The following is a 16,784-nucleotide window of genomic DNA, read 5'->3' as shown; positions in this document are numbered from 1 at the left end:
GGCGTCGCCGAGCCCCCGGACGGGAGCGCGGGCCCGGTCCCGGTGCGCGGGGCGCGCGCCGTCGGTCCGGTCCCGCTGCGCGCCGGGGCCACCGGCAGTCGGCCCGACGACGGGCCCACCGCGGGGAAGCGCGCCGAGCCGGGCCCGGTGACGGGCGGTCGTCCCGACGACGAGCCGGTGCGGGTCGGGCGCGAGGCCGGTGCGGGCGCCGGGGACGCGACGGAGCGCAGGTCGAGCAGGCCGGAGGACGGGCTGCCCGGGGTGGCCCGGTCGGACCGCGCGACGGTGGAGGTCACGGCGGCCGCTGCGGCGGCGTTCGGGACGCCCGACGCGGAGTCCCGCGTCGATCGGGCGCGGGCCGGGGCCGACCGGGGCGCGACGGCGAGCACGGCGCCGACCGCGATCGAGGTCTTCGGGTCGGCGTCGACCGCGACGGGTCGCCCCAGCGCCTCGGAGACCATCTGCGCCACCAGCGGGATCCGGGAGGAGCCCCCGACGAGCAGGACGGCCTGCAGGTCGGTGGGGGAGAGCCCCGCCGAGTCGACCGTGCGGGTCAGCGCGCCCACCGTGTGGTCGATCGACGAGCGGATCATCGCCTCGAACTCGTGGCGGGTCAGGCGCACGTTGGTGCGCACCGACGGCAGCATCACCGGGATCGTGACCTCGGTGTCGGACGAGAGCGCCTCCTTGGCCTCCACGCACTCGCGGCGCAGCCGGGTCAGCGCGGACAGGACGTCGGGGTCCTCCGGGTCGAGCTCGTCGAACGCGGCCCCGATCCCGGCGCGGGCGTGGTCGACCACGCGGTCGTCGAAGTCGACGCCGCCGAGCTGCTCGATGCCCTCGGCCCGGCCGGGCAGCTCGAAGCCCTGCGCCGTCTTCCGGACGACCGCGGCGTCGAACGTGCCGCCGCCGAGGTCGTAGACCGCGACGGTGTCGCCGGACTCCACGCGCTCCTTCGCGGCGTAGGCGACGGCGGCCGCCTGGGGCTCGGGGAGGAACGTCGTGGCGCCGAGCCCCACCTCACGCAGCGCGCCGGCGAGCAGCTCGCGCTTGTGCTCCCCCCAGCTCGCGGGGTGGGTCACCGCGACGAGGTCGGCGGGTCCGCCCTCGCGCTCGGCGGTCTTGTCGGTGACCCGGCGCGCCATCCGCGCGGCGAGCTCGTGGGCGGTGTGGACGGCGTCGCCGACCACGAGCGGGACGTCGTCGCCGATGCGGCGCTTGACCTGGCGGACCACCCGGTCGGGCTCGGTCAGGGCGCGACGCTCCGCGGCCTCGCCGAGCAGCTCCGTCCCGTCGGCGCCGAGGTAGAGCACCGAGGCGACCGACGCCGACCGGCTGCCGAGCGGCACGATCTCGGGCTCGGACCAGGTCTCGCCGCTCCCCGTGCGCCGGCTGATCGCGGCCGCCGTGTACGTGGTGCCCAGGTCGATCCCGAGGCGGTAGCCGCTCATCGCGCACCCGCTCCGGCCGCCCGGGGCGACGGGACCGCGGCGGGGGACGTCCCGAGGTCGGGGCCCGGCCGGTCGGTACGCGGGGTCATGGGGCCCGTCCTCTCTGTCGCGGCCGGATGGGCGCATCTCGCGGGGAACATCGGCAGTATCGCGGGCCGCCGATCGACCGTGAGCGAGCGGACGACGGACTAGGGCAAATCCCCGCATCCGTTCGGGTGACGATCCCCTTGTCACCCATCACGGGCGGTCATGACACTCCGAGGTCGATCCCCCCGGGTCGTCGGTCCCGCCCCGATGGCCCCGGGGCCGCCGGTTCCTAGCGTTCTCCCCATCGAGCAACCGACCCGGGACCGACCGGGCGGGACCAGACACCGGCGAGCACCCCGCCCGGACCTCCAGGAGTGATGACGATGACCCAGCCCACCACGGCCGCTCCGTCGACCGACGGCGGCTCGGAGCCCACCGGCACGGCGTCGGTCGACCCCGCCGCCGAGACCACGGTCGACGACCTCACCGGCCCGGACACGACGATCGACGACGACCCGGACGCCGGCTTCGCGGTGGGCGAGACGAACCCGTCGATCCCGGAGCCCGAGGCCACCACGCCGGAGATCGAGGAGCACGCCCAGAACTGGGACCGCCTGATCGAGCACCTGGCGGGTCTCTCGCCCGAGGAGCGGGCCCTGGCCCTGTCCGACCGCGCCCACCTGCTCGAGATGTTCGGCCTGAGCGGGGTCGACGGCTACAGCCTGCAGATCGCCATCGAGCGCTCGTACAGCTACAGCCGCACGGAGAGCTGGAGCAGCTCCGAGCACCACGGTGGCGGCTGGAGCGGCGGCCACGGCGGCGGGCACGACGGTGGCTGGAGCGGCGGCCACGACGGGGGCTGGAGCGGCGGGCACGGCGGCGGGCACGGCGGGGGGCACGACGGCTGGAGCGGTGGCCACAGCGGGGGCTGGTGGGACGAGCACGGGCACCACCACGGCGGCTGCGACCCGACCCCGTGCCACGGCGAGAGCCACTGGGACACCTGCGACCGGGTGTTCACCCACTACATCAACGAGAGCTACACCGAGATCCTCTACATCAAGATCGACGTCGAGTACGACGAGCACGGCAAGGTCGTCGTCACCCACACGCCCCGCCCGCCGGACGTCGACGAGCTCCCGCCGACGACCACCGACCCGGCCGACCCGACCCCGTCGACCGACCCGACCGACCCGACGGCGCCGACCGGCACGACCACGCCCGGGGTCCCCACGACCCCGACCGGCCCGGGAACCCCCACCGGCACGGGCCCGGCCACCCCGCCGGTGGTCGTGGCGCCGGTCGACCCGACCACCCCGGGCGGTCCCGACCTCAACGAACCGATGAGCACCGGCACCACGCTGCCCACCGACCCGCTGGGACCTGACACCGACCTGGACGAGCCGAGCACGCCGGCCGACACCGGCAGCGCGACCACGGACCCGTCGACCACGCCGCCGCTCGACCCCACGACCGCGGTCCCCGACGACCCCTCGGACCTCGACGACCTCGGCACCCCGGCCCCGACGGAGACCGTGCCGGTCGACACCACGCCGGTGGACACCACGCCCGTCGACACCACGCCACCGGAGACCGTGCCGGCGGACGACCTGGACGACCTCGACGCCCCGGCGCCGTCGTCGGACCCGGGTGCCGACCCGACGGACCACATCCCGTCGCCCGCGGACCCGATCGACGACTTCGGGACCGGCGCCCCCGCCGCGGACCCGCAGCCGACCGACGCGCAGCCGACCGACCCGCAGCCCACCGACGCGGGCGACACCGGGACGGGCAGCGACGGGACCGACCAGCGCGGCGACGACCCGGGTGCGCCCGACCTCTCGGTCGACCCCGTGCCGGAGCACTCGTCCGGCCTGGACGACGACCACCAGCAGTCGGGGTCCGGCGGTGACCACCACTCGTCCGACTCGGGGAGCAGCGGCTCCGGCGGCTCGGACGACGGCCACCACGACATGGCCTCCTTCTGAGGCCCGGCGCGGCACGCGGGTCACCGCGTGCCGCGCCGACACACCCGGCCCGCCCCACCGGAGGAGGTGACCCACCGCCATGACCGAGCTCGCCGACGAGCCGTCGAGCCTGCTGGACTGGGTGACCGGTCTCGCGACCGACCCGGCGCTGCGGGCCCGGTTCGCCGACGAGCCCCGCAGCGTCCTCGCCGAGCAGGGCCTCGCGGATCTGACGCCCGCGGACCTGCGCCACGCCCTGCCGCTCGTCTCCGACTCCGTGGCGGCCCGCCTCGGCGCCGACGTCGACACCGCGGCGCTGGCGACGACCGCCGCCCAGCTGGCGGGCGAGGATCCGGCGAACGCCCTGGCCCGCCAGCTCGGGGTGGTGACGGAGTCGGTGCTCGCCGCCGGCGCCGCCGCCCCGCCGGTGCACGAGCTCGACGACGACCCCGAGGACCCCGACGACCCCGTCGATCTCGACGACCTCGACGCCCCGGCCGGTCCCGCGCACGACCCGGACGACCTCGACGGCCACCTCGACCCCGGCGGTCACCACGATCTCGACGACGCCCCGGTCGGGCACCCCGCCGGGGTCGACGGTCCCGACCCCGGCCTGGCGAGCGTGACCGTCCTCCCGGTCGGGGCGACCGACGACGTCCCCGTCGACGTGCCCGACGACCTCCCCGACGACGACCTCCTCGACGGGCCCCCGGCGGAGTGGGCCCCGGCGGAGTGGGCGCCGGAGCCGGACCCGCACGACCCGTCGCCCCCCACGGACGACCCGGGCCCCGACGACCCCGGCCCGGACGGCGCCGACGCCGCATGGTTCGCCTGACGCCCCGCGAGAGGAGCACGCCGTGCCGTCGCAGCCGGCTCTGGACCTGATCGACCTGACGATGAAGGCCACGGAGGCCTACGGACGGCCCGACCTCACCGAACGCCTCCGCGTCACCCGGCGGCGGGTGGCCGACCCGGACATGCGCGTCCTCGTCGTCGGGGAGTTCAAGCAGGGCAAGAGTGCCCTGGTCAACGCGCTGGTGTCGGCCGAGATCTGCCCGGTCGACGACGACATCGCGACGTCGGTGACGACGGCCGTGAAGTACACCTCGGGCAAGCCCTCGGTCACCGTGGTGCGGGAGACGGCCGGCCCCGGCGACGGGGAGCGGCGCCAGGAGCGCACCGACGTCCCGCTGACCGACCTGCAGCGCTACGTGTCCGAGGCGGGGAACCCCGGCAACCGGGAGAAGGTCAGCCACGTCGAGGTGGCGGTGCCGCGCAAGCTGCTGGCGAGCGGGCTCGTCGTCATCGACACCCCCGGGGTCGGCGGCCTGGGGTCGGCGCACGCCGCGATGACGATGGCGGCGCTCACCACCGCGGACGCCGTGCTGCTGGTCTCCGACGCCGCCACCGAGTACACGGCCCCCGAACTGCGGTTCCTGCAGCAGGCGCGGGCCCTGTGCCCGCACGTCGCGTGCGTGCTGACCAAGACCGACCTCCACCCGGAGTGGCGGCGCATCGCCGACCTCGACCGCGGCCACCTGGCGAGGCAGGGGATCCGGGCGGAGATGCTGCCGGTGTCGTCGGTGCTGCGCCGCGCCGCCGCGGCGGCCAACGACACCGCGCTCAACGAGGAGTCGGGCTTCAAGGCCCTCGTGACCTACCTGCGGGAGCACGTGATCGCCGGGGCGGAGCGGGTCGACCGGCGGACCGCCTCCCAGGACGTGCTCTCGGCGCTCGAGCAGATCGCGCACCGGATGCGCGCGGAGCTCCAGGCCCAGCAGGACCCGGTCGGCGCCGACCTGCTCATCGCCCGGCTCCAGGAGGCCAAGGGGCGGGCGGAGGACCTCAAGAAGCGGTCGGCGCGGTGGCAGACGACGCTGAACGACGGGTTCGGCGACCTGCAGTCCGACATCGACCACGACCTGCGCGACCGGATGCGCTCGCTGACCAAGCAGACCGAGGAGCTCCTCGACGGCGAGGATCCGGGCGAGATCTGGGACCAGTTCGCCGAGTGGCTGCACGCCCAGGTCGCGCACGCGGCCTCGACGAACTTCGTCTGGGCCAGCCAGCGCGCGCGGCACCTGTCGACGCTGGTCGCCGACCACTTCGTGGCCGGCGGGCGGGTGGCGCTCCCCGACCTCTCCCGGCACACCTCCGGCGGGCTCGGGGGGCAGGTGAACCCGATGATCCAGCCGGAGATGGCGAAGTTCCGGGTCGGGACCGCGCTGCTCACGGGCCTCCGGGGCGGCCAGGGCGGGATGATGATGTTCGGGATGGTGACGAGCCTGGCCGGCATGGCGATGATCAACCCGATCTCGGGGGCCGCCGCGGTGCTCCTCGGGCTCAAGGGCGCCCACGACGAGAAGAAGCGGCTGCTCGAGAAGCGGCGCGCGGACAGCAAGCAGGCCGTGCGCAAGCACATCGACGACGTGACCTTCCAGGTCGGCAAGGACTCCCGCGACATGCTGCGGCGGGTCCAGCGGACGCTGCGCGACCACTTCCAGGAGGTCGCGCAGGAGCTGGCGACGTCGATGTCGGAGTCCGTCGCCTCCGCCCAGGAGGCCGTGAAGGCGGCCACGGGCGGGCGCGACGAGCGGATGCGGAACCTCAGGGCCGAGCTCGAGCGGATCGCCGCGGTGGAGAAGAAGGCCAGGGCCCTGGTGGCCGATGACTGAGACGGCCGGGCGGGACGGGCCGGGCGCGCGGACCCGCACGCTGCTGCGGCGTGCCCTCGACGCCTACGGCGACAGCCCGCAGGCCGCGGGCTGGCTGCGCCACCACCTCGAGCGGTTCGACGAGCCCCTGCGCCTCGCCGTCGCGGGCAAGGTCAAGGCCGGCAAGTCGACGCTGCTCAACGCCCTCGTCGGGGAGGAGATCGCGGCGACCGACGCGGGGGAGTGCACCCGGGTCGTCACCTGGTACCAGGACGGTCCGAGCCCGCGGATCGTGCTGCACCCGCGGCACGGCCCACCCCGGCAGCTGCGCACCCGCCGCGGCGAGCACGGGGGCCTGGTGGTCGACCTCGAGGGCGAGGACCCCGAGGCCGTCGACCGGCTGACCGTCGACTGGCCCTCGTCCGGGCTGCGCACCACCTCGCTCATCGACACCCCGGGGATCGCGTCGCTCACGGCGGACGCGTCGGACCGGGCCGGCCGGTTCCTCACGCCCGACGACGCCCCGGGCCAGGCCGACGCCGTGCTCTACCTGATGCGGCACCTGCACTCGGCCGACGCCCGGTTCCTCGAGTCGTTCCACGACCGCCACGTCGCCCGCGCGACCCCGGTCTCGACGATCGCCGTCCTCTCCCGCGCCGACGAGATCGGGGCGGGCCGGCTCGACGCGATCGACTCCGCCCGCCGGATCGCCGCGCGCTACCGCTCCGACGAGAAGCTCTCCTCGCTGTGCCAGACGGTGGTCGCGGTGGCCGGCCTCGTCGCGCTGTCGGGCCGCACCCTGCGCCAGGCCGAGTACCTCGGGCTGCGCGCCCTCGCCGCGGCGGGACCGGAGGTCACCGAGGCGCTCCTGCTCTCCGCCGACCGCTTCGTCCACCCCCCGGACTCGCTGCGCGACCGCCTCGGCCCCGACGCGCCCGACGCCGCGGCCCGGAACGCGCTGCTGAAGCGGCTCGGGGTGTTCGGGGTGCGCACCTCGCTCGCCGCGTTGCGCGACCACGCCCCCGACGCCGCGCAGCTGTCCGCGGAGCTCGTCGCGGTGAGCGGGCTCGACGAGCTGCGCGAGGTCCTCGCCACGCAGTTCGGCGAGCGCCGGGACCTGCTCAAGGCCCGGTCCGCCCTCCTCGCCGTCGAGCTGGTCCTGCGCCACGAGCCGCGCCCCGCCGCCGCCGCGCTGGCCGCGGAGATCGAGCGGGTGGTCGCGGGGGCGCACGAGTTCGCGGAGCTGCGGCTGCTCGCGGCCCTGCGGGCCCGGTCCGTGCCGCTGCCGCCGGAGGCCCTCGCGGAGGCCGAGCGGCTCGTCGGCGGGAACGGCTCGCGGGCCGCGGCTCGGCTCGACCTCGACCCGGAGGCCGACGTGGGGACCTGCCGCGCGGCCGCCGTCGAGGCGCTGGGCCGGTGGCGCCGGCGGGCGGCCAACCCGGTCGCGTCCCGGGCCACCGTGGACGCGTGCGCAGTCGTCGTCCGGAGCTGCGAGGGCATGCTGGCCGTGCTCACCGCCTCCTGACACTCGAACGAGTGGTGCAACGGCCGTAGCACCATTCGGAGTATCAGGAGGTCCATACGGACGCGCCGTTAGCGGGAGTGGACAGCGTCGGGAAAACCCTCCCGACACGTCCGCCGACGACGGAGGCGTGTGTGGGCTCTGCACCGAACGGACTGGCCGATCCGGAGTTCGTGCGTCTCGGCGAGGTCCTGCAGCGCCGCCACCGCACCCAGGGCCGGATGCGGCGCACGGCGGCCACGGTGGCCTGCGCCGTGCCCGCGGTCCGCGACCGGATGCCGGTGCTCGCCGACCTCCCGCAGCTCACGGTGATCTGCTCGTGCTCGCCGGCCGGCGACCGCATGGCCGACAAGTACGCCGGCTCCCGCCACGGCGTGCCCCGCCGGCTCGCGGTCTCGGTGCTGACGCTGCCCGACTCGCCCGAGGAGTACACCCGGGGCCGGTCGAAGCAGGCCCTGCGCACCAACAGCCGCCGGGCCCGCGAGGCCGGGGTCACCTGCCGCCGGATGGGGCGCGTGGAGGCCGACGTGCGCCTCGCGGCCCTGCTGCGGGCCCGCGACGAGGAGGAGCTGCTCCCCGGGGTGCGCGCCGACCTCGTCTCGGGGCTCGTGCAGGCTTGGGTGGCCCGCGACGCCCGGGACCTCACCGAGGTGATCGCTTTGACCTCCACCGACGGCACCTTCGCCCGGCTCGACCTCATGCTCTCCGCGCCCGACCGCGAGGCCGGCCCCGCCCGGTACCTGCTCTCGGCCCACGTCGTCGGCGAGCTGATCGGGCGCGGGGTGCGCCACCTCGCCGTCGACACCGCGCTCTGGCTCGACGGCGGGCTCCGCCACTTCCAGCGCCTGCTCGGCTTCGAGCCGACGACGCTCGAGCTCACCCGCGGCCCGGAGGACGAGGACGACCCGTCCTTCCCGGCCCCGCGGATCTCCTCCGGGCCCCTGCCGGCCGTGCCGGGGCCGGCGGGCGCCCAGCTCGCGGGCGCGGCCTCCTAGAGACCTCGCGTCCCGGGTCCGACGGGGGTCGGACCCGGGACGCGTTCCCTGCCCCCCAGGGTCTAGGGCTCGCCCACCAGCTCGCGCAGCTGGGCGAACAGTTCCCCGCGGCTCGTCGAGCCCAGCCGCTGACGGATGCGGGCCACGTGGTGCTCGACCGTCTTCGCCGAGATGTAGAGCCGCGTCCCGATCTGCTTGTGGGTGAGACCCGCGAGCACCAGCCGGGCGACCTCCCGCTCGCGCTCGGAGAGCACGACCTCGCCGCCGTCGCCGGCGAGCCCCGAGGTCGGGATGCCGGACGGTTCGGGGCCGGTGCCGTCGGTCGCGGGCCGGCCGGTGTCGGCGAGGGAGCGCGCGCAGGCCAGGAGAGTCGCCATCGCGCGGCGGTCGCGGGTTCGGATGGCCGCCTCGCCGGCGAGGCGCGCGCCGTCCCAGGTCCAGCCGAGCCGGTGCAGTCCACGCGCGGCGGTCTCGACGACGACCGGGTCGACCTCGCCCGAGAGCGCCGCGACCCACACTCGGGCCGCCGGGGCGAGCGCCGCGGCGAGGGGGAGGCGCTCGGCGAGCCCGGTCAGGGTGTCGAGATGGCGTCCCGCGCCCCCGACGTCCTCGGCCGTGATCGCCGCGGCCAGTCCGTACCAGCTGGTGGTCGCCCGCCACAGCGGCGGATCGCCCAGGCTCTCGAGCAGGTTCTCGGCGGCCTCCCAGGCCGACCGGACGGCCGCCTGCTCCCGGAGCCGCGCCGCGCCGACGACGAGCTCGCCGAGCGGCAGCAGGACGTAGAGGTCCACGGGGTGGCGGACGAGCGCCTCGCGGGCGCGGCCCCACGCCGCCCGCAGCGCCGCCGAGTCGCCGGACCGCCGTGCCGTGCCCACCTCGATCGCCGCGGCCGCCAGCTCGTCGCGGGGTTCGAGGGCGACGCGCCCGCGACCGGCCGCGGTCACGTGCTCGCGGACGGCGGCGACGTCCCCGCGCAGCATCGCCACCCAGGCCCGCAGCAGGCGGTGCCGGGGGACGAGGGCGGGGCCGCCGGGGGCGGTCTCGCACGCCCGGCGCAGCACGGAGTCGGCCAGCTCCAGGTCCCCGGCGTGCAGGGCGACGAGCGCGGCCAGGGCGGCCGGCGAGTCGGGCAGGAGGATCCCGCCGCCCAGGGGCTCGACGAGCGAGGCGGCGCGGGCGAGGTCGGACAGGGCGGCGGGGGCCGCTCCCGGTCCCTGCCCGAGCGAGGCGAGCAGGCCCTCGGCGGCGAGCGCGACGGCCGAGCGCACCGTCGTCGAGGCGTGCGCGCCGTCGTCGTGCCGGTCGTGCAGCTCGCGGGCCCGCGCGGGCTCGCCGCCGCCGACGAGGCCCGGGACCGCGAGGTCGCCCAGGCCGGGCACCTCGGCGAGCATCGCCGCGGCCCGCCGGCCCATGCCCCGGTGGGCCATGACGGTGGCGACGACGGCGACGGCCCGCGGGTAGTCCGTACCCGCGGCGGGCGAGGTCAGCGGGTCGGCCAGGCGTAGCGCCGTGTCGAGGTCGCCGGCCAGCGCGGCCGCCTCGGCCCGGCGCAGCACGACCGACTCGGGGGCGGCGCCCGCGGCGACGGCGTCGACGTAGAGGGCGCCCGCGAGCTGCGGGGCCGACGCGAGGGCCTCGTCCCCGGCCGCGGCGAAGACCCGGGGGAGATCGCCCCCGCGCAGGCCCGCGCCGAGCAGCCGGCGGGCCGGGGCGAGCACCGACGCGCCCCGCGCGAGGGCCTGCTCGGCGATCCGGCGCTCGAGCCCGAGGCGTTCGTCGGCCGCGCAGAGGCGGACCAGCGTGCGGCGGGCCAGGGGGGCGACGCGTTCCGCCACGGCCCCCAGCTCCGCCGGGGCGTCCGCCGCGGGCAGCAGCAGCCCGGAGGCGCGGGCGTGCTCGAGGTGGTCGTCGAGGGTGGTGCGGTCGACCTCGAGGACGTCGGCGAGCGCGGCGGGGACCCGCGGTGCCCCGACGGCGAGGGCCAGCAGCAACCGCCGCGGCCCGTCGTCTAGCCCCTGCACCTCGTGGCGCAGCAGGTCGAGGACCCCGGGCGGCACCTCCGACGAGCCGCGCTCGGCGGCCGCCGACACCACCCGCGGCCCGGTGTCGCGCATCTGCGCCACCAGCCGGTCGACGACGGCGGGCGACCCGCCGGAGAGCCGTGCCAGCGTGGCGGCGAGCGCCGGGGGACAGCGCGCCCCGAGCAGCACGGACGCGCGTTCGCCCACCCCGACGACGTCGAGGGGGTCCAGGGACACCGGGGCCCGCGCGCGGCCGAGCGTGAGCCAGAGGGTCGACAGCGCCCGCGGGCACGGCCAGGGCCGGGCGGTGACGACGAGCCGGGCGTCGGGGTCGTCCGCGACGTCGGTGAGCTCCGCGAGGGTGGCCGCCTCGAGGGCGTGCGCGTCGTCGACGAGCAGGAGGGAGTCCTCGTCGGACGGGAACGGCACGGAGTCGCCGCTGCGGATCCGGCGCGTGGTGAGGCCCCGGCGGCGCGCGGAGCGGACCATCGCGGCGACGAGGGCGCTCTTGCCCGAGCCGCCGGGCCCGACGACCGCCGCGGCGAGCCCGGCGTGCGGGTCGGCCCGGTGCGCGGTGAGCAGCGCGACGGCGCCCGGCAGGCCGGCCACCATCGGGTCGTGGCGCGGCTCGGCCTCGGCGGCCGCCGGCCCGCGCGTCCGGCCGGCGTCCATCGTCAGAGCACCCCACGAGGGGAGGAGGGCCACGGCATGGCGCGATTGTCACGCACCCTCGGTAGCGGAGGAACCGTTGCCGGCCCCGTGCAGTAGTCGGAACTCCGACTACTGCGTGCGGAGCGTGACGAAACGGGTTCGCGCCGTGCTCACGGTGGGTCGACCGGGTGGCGGGGTCACGGGCGGTGTCCGCCGGGTGGGTCCCGCCGGCCTCCGGCGGCGAGCGGTGCCCTCCCGGAAGGGGCAGACTCGGGCGTCCACCACCCGAGCCAGGAGCAGCGGAGGGACCGCCCGTGCGGATCGCCGTCGTCGCGACCTGCCTGGGGGACGCGATGTTCCCCCGGGCCCCGATCGCGACCGTCCAGCTGCTCGAACGGCTGGGCCACGAGGTCGTGTTCCCCGCCGACCAGACCTGTTGCGGGCAGATGCACGTCAACACGGGCTACCTCGACGCGGCGCTGCCGGTGGTCCGCCACCACGTCGAGGTGTTCGGCCGCGCCCTCGCGGACGGGGCCGACGCGATCGTCGTGCCGTCGGGCTCGTGCGTCGGCAGCGTGCGCCACCAGCACGCGATGGTCGCCCGCCGCGGCGGCGACGAGGGCCTCGCGACCGCGGCGGAACAGGGTGCGGCGCGCACCTACGAGCTCTCCGAGCTGCTCGTCGACGTCCTGGGCGTCACCGACGTCGGCGCCTACTACCCGCACCGTGTCACCTACCACCCCACCTGCCACTCGCTGCGGATGCTGCGGGTCGGGGACAAGCCGCTGCAGCTGCTCCGGGCCGTGCGCGGCCTCGACCTCGTGGACCTCCCCGACGCCGAGGTCTGCTGCGGCTTCGGCGGCACGTTCGCGGTGAAGAACGCCGAGACCTCCACCGCGATGCTCGCCGACAAGATGGGCAACGTGCTGGCCTCGAAGGCGGAGGTGTGCACCGCCGGCGACTCGTCGTGCCTCATGCACATCGGGGGCGGGCTGTCGCGGCTGCGGGCGGGCGTGAAGACCGTGCACCTCGCGGAGATCCTCGCCAGCACCGACGGCGACGACCGGTCGGCCGACGTGATCGTCGAGGACGCGGCGGTCGGTCGCTCGACGCGGCGCACCGGCGAGGCCGCGGGGCAGGCGCACGGGCCGGCGGGCGCCCGGGACCAGGGGGTGCGGGCATGACGATCACACCGCTGGGGATGCCGACGGTCGCGTCGGATCCGCACGGGCACCTGCGGGGCACCGAGTCGTTCCCCGACGCCGCGCACACCGCGCTCGCCGACACCCAGCTGCGGCGCAACCTCGGGCACGCCACCCGGACGATCCGCGCGAAGCGGGCCGGGGTGGTCGCCGAGGTCGACGACTGGGAGGAGCTGCGCCGCGCCGGCGAGACCATCAAGGCCGACACGATGGCGCGGCTGCCCGAGCTGCTGGTGCAGCTCGAGGAGCGGGTGACCGCCCGCGGCGGGGTGGTGCACTGGGCGCGCGACGCGGAGGAGGCCAACCGCATCGTCGTCGACCTCGTGCGCGGCACCGGGGCCGACGAGGTCGTCAAGGTCAAGTCCATGGCCACGCAGGAGACCGGGCTCAACGAGGCGCTCGAGGGCGCCGGGATCGCGGCACTGGAGACCGACCTCGCGGAGCTGATCATCCAGCTCTCGCACGACCGGCCCTCGCACTTCCTCGTGCCCGCGATCCACCGCAACCGGGCCGAGATCCGCGAGATCTTCCTGCGCGAGATGCCGGGGGTCGACCCCGACCTCACCGACGAGCCCCGCCGGCTCGCCATGGCGGCCCGCACGCACCTGCGCCGGAAGTTCCTCTCGGCGAAGGTCGGCATCTCGGGCGCCAACTTCGCCGTCGCCGACACCGGCACGATCTCGGTGGTCGAGTCCGAGGGCAACGGCCGGATGTGCCTCACGCTGCCCGACACCCTGATCACCGTCATGGGCGTGGAGAAGCTCGTCCCCACCTGGGGCGACCTCGAGGTGTTCCTCCAGCTGCTGCCGCGCAGCTCCACCGGCGAGCGGATGAACCCGTACACGTCGACCTGGACCGGGGTCACCCCCGGCGACGGCCCCCAGGCCTTCCACCTCGTCCTGCTCGACAACGGCCGCTCGAACGTCCTCGCCTCGCCCGACGGGCGCACGGCGCTGCACTGCATCCGCTGCTCGGCGTGCCTCAACGTCTGCCCGGTCTACGAGCGGACCGGCGGGCACGCCTACGGCTCGGTCTACCCCGGCCCGATCGGTGCGGTGCTCTCCCCGCAGCTCACCGGCATCTCCGGGCCCGACGACGTGAACGCCTCGCTCCCGTTCGCCTCGTCGCTGTGCGGGGCGTGCTTCGACGCGTGCCCGGTGCGCATCGACATCCCGCACCTGCTCGTGCAGCAGCGGGCCGCGGCCGTCGCCGCGCACACGAGGCCGACGGGCCAGGACCTCGCGATGAAGGCGGCCGCGATCGCCATGACCACGCCGGGGCGGTTCAAGCTCGCCGAGCGCGCCCTCGGCGCGGGCCGGATCCTCGCTGGTCGGAAGGGTCGCATCACCTCCCTGCCGTGGCCGATGTCGGGCTGGACGAACGCCCGCGACGCCCCGGAGCCCCCGAAGGAGACCTTCCGGCAGTGGTGGTCGCGGACGCACGGGGACCGGACGTGAACGCGCGCGAGGAGGTGCTGGCGCGGCTGCGCAGCGCCCGCGACGCCGGCGCCCCGCGCAGCCCGGTCGTCGTGAGCCGGGAGTACACGACGAGCGGGCGCCTCGTCCCCGGGGCGGAGGAGACGGTCGCGCGGCTCGACGAGACGCTGACCGACTACAAGGCCACGGTGACGCGGGTGGCCACCGCCGACGAGGTGCCCGGCGCGGTCGCCGCGTTCCTCTCCGGCGCCCGCACCGTCGTCGTCCCGCCCGGGCTCCCGGACGCCTGGCTCGGCGCGTTCGCCGGCGCCGTGCGCGCCGACGACCCGGCGCTGTCGGTGGCGGAGCTCGACGCCACCGACGCGGTGGTGACGGGGGCGGCGGTCGCGATTGCCGACACCGGGACGTTCGTCCTGGCGGTCGCCGCTCCCGACCAGGGTCGACGTGCGATCACGCTGGTCCCCGACCACCACGTGTGCGTCATCCACGCCGACGCCGTCGTCTCCTCGGTGCCCGAGGCGATCGCCCGGCTCGACCCGTCGTCGCCGCTGACGTTCGTCTCGGGCCCGTCGGCGACGAGCGACATCGAGCTCGACCGCGTCGAGGGCGTGCACGGGCCCCGGCGGCTCGACGTGGTGCTCGTCGGCCCCTGACCCGGTCCGGAGATCCGTCCCCGGCACGACACGAGCCCCCGCGGGTCACCGGCCCGGCGACGACGCCCCCTCGGGACCGACCAGCCGGCGGCGCAGCCAGGCGGCCCGGGCGGCGACGGCGTCCCGGGTCATCGCCGCGTGCGGGTTCACGTCGTCTCCTCTCAGACCGTCGGGACGGTGCCACCGTCGATCACGTACTCGGCGCCGACGACGGCCGTGGCCCGGTCCGAGACGAGGAAGCCGATCAGGTCGGCGATCTCCTCGGGCCTCGCGAACCGGCCCAGCGGTACTCCGCCGAGGGAGTCGAAGATCAGCTGCTTCGCCCCGTCCCGGGTGAGCCCGTTGCCCTCGGCGATGCGGTCCACGAACTGCTCGTAGGCCTCGGTCTCGATCCCGCCGGGGCTGACGGCGGTGACCCGGACGCCGCGGGGCGCGAGCTCGTTGGCGAGTCCCTTGCTGTACGTGCGCAGAGCTGCCTTCGCCGCCGCGTACGCCAGCGACGCGTCGTACAGGGGCAGCTCCCGCTGGATCGAGGTCACGTGCAGCACCACGCCGGACCCGGCCTCGACCATCGCCGGCACGAGGGCCCGGTCGAGCCGGACCGCGCCCAGGAGGTTCAGGTTCAGCTCGACGAGCCACTGCTCGTCGGTGATCACCGCGAACCCGCCCGTCGGCGTCGAGGCACCCCCGACGACGTGCACCAGGATGTCGAGCGGCCCCTCCTCGGAGATCCGGCGGGCCACGGCGTCGGTGCCGGCCGCCGTTGCGGTGTCGGCCGCGACGAAGCGGTCGGGCCGGTCGTACCCGTCGGGCATCGTCCGGGCCGTCGTGTACACGTCGGCGCCCATCTCCCGCAGCCGCTCGACGACGGCCTTCCCCGCGCCCTTCGAACCACCCGTGACGAGCGCCCGGCGCCCGTCGAGACGATCGCGTTCCGTTCCCATGGTGTCGGTACCGCTCAGGCTTCGTGGTTGCCGATGACGAGCTCGGCCACGCGGTCGTCCCGCAGCGTGAACCGGTAGTCGAGGTCGGCGACCCCGCCAGGGAAGTCGCCCTCCAGGTGCAGCGTCACCGTCCAGTGGGTGGCGTCGATGCGGCGGGCACCGGTCTGCTCGACCGTGTACTCGAACTGGCTCGAGGCGTCCCGCAGGAACGCGAGCGCCTCCTCCCGGCCGTGGAGGGTCTGGCCCTGGTCGACGAGCACCACGTCGTTGGTGAAGGAGGCCGACGCGGTGTCGTCGTCGCCGGCGACGTGGGCGGTCACGAAGTCGCGGACGGTGGCCGGGAGCGAGTCGGACGGGAGGTCGGTGTGCTGTGTCATGGGACCACCGTGCGAGCTCGCCGCGCGGGAGGGTCAAGCCCTCGACCCTCTCCCCGGGGGAGGGTCCAGGCTGCAGGGGTGCTGACCATCGGGGAGTTCTCGCAGCTGACCCATCTCAGCGTGCGCACCCTGCGCCGCTACCACGAGGCGACCCTGCTCGAGCCCGCCGTCGTGGACGAGGCCACCGGGTACCGCTACTACGCGGTGGACCAGATCCCCACCGCGCAGGTCATCCAGCGGCTCCGGGAGCTCGACGTCCCGCTGAACGACGTCCGGCGGATCCTGCGGACCCCCGACCCCGAGGTCCGCGCGACGCTGGTCGCCGACCACCTGCAGCGCCTCGAGGTCGAGCTCGACCGCACGCGGGCCGCGGTCGTCTCCCTGCGCCGCCTGCTGCGGCCCGACCCCGCGCCGCTCGACGTCGAGCTGCGCGCGGAGCCCGCCCGGACGGTCGCGGCGGTGGAGGGCGTCGTCTCCCACCACGAAGTGGAGAGCTGGTTCGCCGGCGCGGTGGCCGAGCTGGACGCGGCCGTCGGCCCCGCCGCGGCCGGACCTCTCGGGGGGACCTTCGACAACGCCCTCTTCGAGCAGGAGCGCGGCCACGCGCTCCTGTACCTGCCGACCGCCGCGGCGCCCCCGCGTACGGGGCGTGTCCACCCCGCGGACCTGCCGCCCGTGGAACTGGCCGTCACCACGCACGTGGGCGAGCACGACGGCGTCGAGGTCACCTACGGCCAGCTCGGGACCTGGGTGGTGGAGAACGCGATGTCGGTGGCCGGGCCGGTCCGGGAGCGCTACCTGGTGGGGCCGCGGGACACCCCCGATCCGGCCGCGTGGCGCACCGAGATCGGCTGGCCGGTCTTCCGGGTCGGCTGATCGTCGTG

Annotated in this window: 13 protein-coding genes; 9 read left to right on the top strand and 4 right to left on the bottom strand. The window is 76.0% G+C overall.

Translation table 11 applies throughout. The features are described from left to right. A partial coding sequence (locus ACFPBZ_RS24130) for an Hsp70 family protein (protein WP_378038661.1) occupies positions 1-1,451 on the bottom strand: 1,451 nt, incomplete at its 3' end. A gap of 410 nt (positions 1,452-1,861) precedes the next feature. On the opposite strand from ACFPBZ_RS24130, the gene ACFPBZ_RS24125 reads away from it, so the two are divergent. From ACFPBZ_RS24125 to ACFPBZ_RS24105, 5 genes are all read left to right on the top strand, one after another. Then, positions 1,862-3,466: a hypothetical protein gene (locus ACFPBZ_RS24125; RefSeq protein ID WP_378038660.1), complete on the top strand. Its 1,605-nt coding sequence runs from the start codon at positions 1,862-1,864 to the stop codon at positions 3,464-3,466. Between the two features lie 79 nt (positions 3,467-3,545). Next, positions 3,546-4,280: an IniB N-terminal domain-containing protein gene (locus ACFPBZ_RS24120; RefSeq protein WP_378038659.1), complete on the top strand. Its 735-nt coding sequence runs from the start codon at positions 3,546-3,548 to the stop codon at positions 4,278-4,280. A gap of 22 nt (positions 4,281-4,302) precedes the next feature. Continuing rightward, the gene (locus ACFPBZ_RS24115; RefSeq protein WP_378038658.1) at positions 4,303-6,120 is read left to right on the top strand and encodes a dynamin family protein; all 1,818 of its coding nucleotides are present in this window, start codon (positions 4,303-4,305) and stop codon (positions 6,118-6,120) included. Continuing rightward, on the top strand, positions 6,113-7,624 hold the full coding sequence (locus ACFPBZ_RS24110; RefSeq protein WP_378038657.1) for a dynamin family protein: 1,512 nt from the start codon (positions 6,113-6,115) through the stop codon (positions 7,622-7,624). Before ACFPBZ_RS24115 ends, ACFPBZ_RS24110 begins: the two co-directional genes overlap by 8 nt. A gap of 131 nt (positions 7,625-7,755) precedes the next feature. Then, on the top strand, positions 7,756-8,616 hold the full coding sequence (locus ACFPBZ_RS24105; RefSeq protein ID WP_378038656.1) for a hypothetical protein: 861 nt from the start codon (positions 7,756-7,758) through the stop codon (positions 8,614-8,616). A gap of 62 nt (positions 8,617-8,678) precedes the next feature. On the opposite strand, the gene ACFPBZ_RS24100 is transcribed toward ACFPBZ_RS24105, so the two are convergent. Continuing rightward, positions 8,679-11,309, bottom strand: coding sequence for a helix-turn-helix transcriptional regulator (locus ACFPBZ_RS24100; protein WP_378038655.1), 2,631 nt, complete (start codon positions 11,307-11,309; stop codon positions 8,679-8,681). Between the two features lie 293 nt (positions 11,310-11,602). Between ACFPBZ_RS24100 and ACFPBZ_RS24095 the strand changes: the two genes are divergently transcribed. The 3 genes from ACFPBZ_RS24095 to ACFPBZ_RS24085 are packed head-to-tail and all read left to right on the top strand — an operon-like array spanning position 11,603 to position 14,579. Further along, positions 11,603-12,472 carry a (Fe-S)-binding protein gene (locus ACFPBZ_RS24095; RefSeq protein ID WP_378038654.1) on the top strand — a complete coding sequence of 290 codons (870 nt, stop codon included), beginning with the start codon at positions 11,603-11,605 and terminating at the stop codon, positions 12,470-12,472. Beyond that, positions 12,469-13,947, top strand: coding sequence for a LutB/LldF family L-lactate oxidation iron-sulfur protein (locus ACFPBZ_RS24090; RefSeq protein ID WP_378038653.1), 1,479 nt, complete (start codon positions 12,469-12,471; stop codon positions 13,945-13,947). Before ACFPBZ_RS24095 ends, ACFPBZ_RS24090 begins: the two co-directional genes overlap by 4 nt. Continuing rightward, positions 13,944-14,579 (top strand): LutC/YkgG family protein, encoded by a 636-nt coding sequence (locus tag ACFPBZ_RS24085; protein WP_378038652.1) that lies wholly within the window; start codon positions 13,944-13,946, stop codon positions 14,577-14,579. Before ACFPBZ_RS24090 ends, ACFPBZ_RS24085 begins: the two co-directional genes overlap by 4 nt. A gap of 161 nt (positions 14,580-14,740) precedes the next feature. On the opposite strand, the gene ACFPBZ_RS24080 is transcribed toward ACFPBZ_RS24085, so the two are convergent. Both ACFPBZ_RS24080 and ACFPBZ_RS24075 read right to left on the bottom strand, forming a co-directional pair. Then, on the bottom strand, positions 14,741-15,523 hold the full coding sequence (locus tag ACFPBZ_RS24080; RefSeq protein WP_378038651.1) for an SDR family oxidoreductase: 783 nt from the start codon (positions 15,521-15,523) through the stop codon (positions 14,741-14,743). 14 nt (positions 15,524-15,537) lie between these two features. Further along, positions 15,538-15,900, bottom strand: coding sequence for a nuclear transport factor 2 family protein (locus tag ACFPBZ_RS24075; RefSeq protein ID WP_378038650.1), 363 nt, complete (start codon positions 15,898-15,900; stop codon positions 15,538-15,540). 78 nt (positions 15,901-15,978) lie between these two features. Between ACFPBZ_RS24075 and ACFPBZ_RS24070 the strand changes: the two genes are divergently transcribed. Beyond that, positions 15,979-16,776 (top strand): MerR family transcriptional regulator, encoded by a 798-nt coding sequence (locus ACFPBZ_RS24070; RefSeq protein ID WP_378038649.1) that lies wholly within the window; start codon positions 15,979-15,981, stop codon positions 16,774-16,776. Positions 16,777-16,784 lie beyond the last annotated feature (8 nt).

The sequence above is a fragment of the Actinomycetospora atypica genome, assembly GCF_042653685.1.
Lineage (GTDB): Bacteria > Actinomycetota > Actinomycetes > Mycobacteriales > Pseudonocardiaceae > Actinomycetospora > Actinomycetospora atypica.
The sequence above is the reverse complement of the archived record's forward strand: the minus strand, read 5'-3'. Positions and strand labels throughout refer to the sequence as shown.